This window comes from Vibrio sp. 1978 (assembly GCF_033344345.1).
This window is the reverse complement of record NZ_JAWPOP010001049.1, coordinates 1-512: the sequence shown is the minus strand read 5'-3', so window position 1 is coordinate 512 and position 512 is coordinate 1. Positions and strand designations below refer to the sequence as shown.

The 512-nt window shown below is 51.0% G+C and carries 1 protein-coding gene; it reads right to left on the bottom strand.

The window, feature by feature from the left end; all coding sequences use genetic code 11:
* On the bottom strand, positions 1–512 hold a 512-nt coding region (locus R8N49_RS30595; protein ID WP_318190883.1), incomplete at both ends, for an efflux RND transporter permease subunit.

Genomic DNA, 512 nt, shown 5'->3' with positions numbered 1-512 from the left:
AGCCAGGTGGCATTTGAATCGCTTCGATTTGCGGTTGTAGGCGTTTTTGCAACGTCGATGCGGTTTCTTCACCGAGAATATCAGGGTCCGCCATCACAGTAAGCATGCGCTTACGGTTCTTACGCACGATGATAGGGTCTTCCCAACGCATGTCGTAACCCATTGTGACTTGCTGGAGTGGGATAAACTCACTCTGCGCAGGGCTCCAAATTTTCATGCCTTCGATGTTACGAATATCGATACGCTCGTCTTCTGGTAAACGCGCCACAATCGGCATCAACGTAGTACCGTCGCGGTAAAGACCTATCGTCATTCCCGAGAACGACATCGATAAGAAATCATCCACATCAGATTTAGTGATACCGTAACGACGCGCTTGGCTTTCGTTGAACTGAGGCTCAAGCACTTGAGTACGCTCACGCCAGTCGTGGCGAATATTGGTCGCGCCCGGATCGGCGTACATGATATCCATTACTTGCGCCGCAATCGTGCGAAGCACCGTTGGATCAGAG